This is a genomic window from Mesorhizobium sp. M7A.F.Ca.CA.002.09.1.1, from assembly GCF_003998555.1.
GTDB lineage: Bacteria > Pseudomonadota > Alphaproteobacteria > Rhizobiales > Rhizobiaceae > Mesorhizobium > Mesorhizobium ciceri.
In genome coordinates this window covers 1-1,949 of sequence record NZ_RZRR01000979.1, presented here as the reverse complement: position 1 = coordinate 1,949, position 1,949 = coordinate 1, and the positions used below count along the sequence as shown (strand labels likewise).

At 63.8% G+C, this 1,949-nt stretch carries 2 protein-coding genes and 2 pseudogenes; all 4 read right to left on the bottom strand.

Annotated elements, in window-relative coordinates:
- Nucleotides 1-87: pseudogene (locus EN994_RS36460) on the bottom strand (purine-nucleoside phosphorylase); the annotation flags it as partial.
- A gap of 30 nt (nucleotides 88-117) precedes the next feature.
- Entirely contained in the window at nucleotides 118-510 is a 393-nt protein-coding gene (gene cdd / locus EN994_RS29150; RefSeq protein WP_013529630.1) for a cytidine deaminase, read from the bottom strand.
- Nucleotides 511-565: 55 nt separating this feature from the next.
- A complete protein-coding gene (locus EN994_RS29145; protein WP_013529631.1) occupies nucleotides 566-1,537 on the bottom strand; it encodes an ABC transporter permease in 972 nt (323 codons plus the stop codon).
- Nucleotide 1,538: 1 nt separating this feature from the next.
- Nucleotides 1,539-1,949: pseudogene (locus EN994_RS29140) on the bottom strand (ABC transporter permease); the annotation flags it as partial.

The following is a 1,949-nucleotide window of genomic DNA, read 5'->3' as shown; positions in this document are numbered from 1 at the left end:
GCCGAGGCCCGAGCCGAGCACCAGTGCCGTGGCCGGCGCCAGGCCGTCCAGCCTTTCGACGAGATGATCCAGGGCTTTTTCCGTCATCGTTGCCAGCTGTTCATTTGAGCCTGTTGCTCATTTCAAAATATCGCCGCGGAAGCCGTAAGGCAGCATGTCGCCCATGGTCACGGTTTCGGCCACACCCGCATTGTCGCAGAGATAGAGCTTTGTTTCCGGCCGGCAGAATTCGGCAAGCCGCTGGCGGCAGCCGCCGCAAGGCGAGCATTTGGCCATGCGTTCGGCAAGCACGGCGATTTCCACGATCTTGCCGCCGCCGCCCATAATATAGTGGCCGAGCGCCGTGGTCTCGGCGCACCAGCCTTCCGGATAGGAGGCGACTTCGATGTTGGCGCCGGTAAAGACGCGACCGTCCTCGGTGCGCAAGGCAGCGCCGACCGGAAACTTAGAATAGGGCGCGTAGGCCTTGGCCATGGCGGCCTTGGCGGCCTCGAACAGATCATGCGACATTCAGCGTTCTCTCCGATGATCGTGTTCAAAACCCGGCGCAAAGCCGACCCGTCGCTCAACGTTCCTTGACATAAGGCACGCCGCCGGCGCGTGGCGGGATTGCCTTGCCGATGAAGCCGGCGAGCAGGATGACGGTGAGGATGTAGGGCAACGCCTGCATGAACTGCGCCGGCACCTTGCCGATGATGGGCAGCGGGGATCCTTGCAGGCGGATCGACGCAGCGTCCAGGAAGCCAAACAGCAGGCAGGCGAACATGGCGTTGACCGGCTTCCACTTGGCGAAGATCAAGGCTGCCAGCGCGATATAGCCCTTGCCGGCAGTCATGTCCTTCACGAAGCCGCCATTTTGCACCATCGACAGGTAGGCGCCGGCAATGCCGGTGAGGATGCCGGTGCAGATCAGCGCCCGGTAGCGCAGCCAGGCGACCGAGATGCCGGCGGTGTCGACGGCGGCCGGGTTCTCGCCGACGGCGCGAAGGCGCAGGCCGAAGCGGGTGCGAAACAGCACCCACCAGGTGAACGGCACCATCAGGAAGGCAAGATAGACCAGGATCGAGTGGCCCGACAGGAGTTCGGCATAGATCGGTCCGATGATCGGCACGTCGCGGATGGCCTCGGCGCCCGGCAAGGTGATGGCCTCGAAGCGCTCGCCCGGTTGCAGCGCCGGCGTGCGCCCGCCCTGCTGGAACCAGGCCTGGCCGAGGATGATGGTTGAGCCGGCGGCGATGAAATTGATCGCCACGCCGGAGACGATCTGGTTGCCGCGATGAGTGATCGAGGCAAAGCCGTGGATCATGGCGAAGGCGACCGAGATCACGACCGCCATGCCGAGGCCGAGAAAGGCCGAATGGAACACGGAAGCTGCGGCCGCACCGGCGAAGGCGCCGACAAGCATCTTGCCTTCGAGGCCGATGTCGAAGATGCCGGCGCGTTCCGAATAGAGCCCGGCGAGGCAAGCAAGCAGCAGCGGCACCGAGAGGCGGATGGTGGAGTCCAGTGTCTGGATGATCGCGTTGAACACATCCATCTCAGGCACCTTTCCCCTTGACCGCTTCCATGCCGACCGATCGCGGACTGAACGAGGCAAACAGCGCCTGGATGTAGCGCCGGAACATGTGCTCGAGGGCACCGGCAAACAGGATCACCAGGCCTTGAATGATGACGATCATGTCGCGGCTGATTGCCGGCATCTCGAAGGCGAGTTCGGCGCCGCCCTGGTAGAGCATGCCGAACAGGACCGCCGCCAATACGATGCCGACAGGGTGCAGGCGGCCCATCAGCGCCACGGCGATGCCGACGAAGCCGGCGCCGGAAACGAAGTCGATGGCGACATTGTGCTGATCGCCCATCACCGGATTGAGCGCCATCATGCCGGCCAGTGCGCCCGAGATCATCATGGCGGTGATGATGATGCGGGTTTCGGAAATGCCGGCATAGCG

Bases quoted from the DNA above. Each gene is read 5' to 3' on its own strand.
- cdd (WP_013529630.1), bottom strand. From the start codon at position 510: ATGTCGCATGATCTGTTCGAGGCCGCCAAGGCCGCCATGGCCAAGGCC.
- EN994_RS29145 (WP_013529631.1), bottom strand. From the start codon at position 1,537: ATGGATGTGTTCAACGCGATCATCCAGACACTGGACTCCACCATCCGC.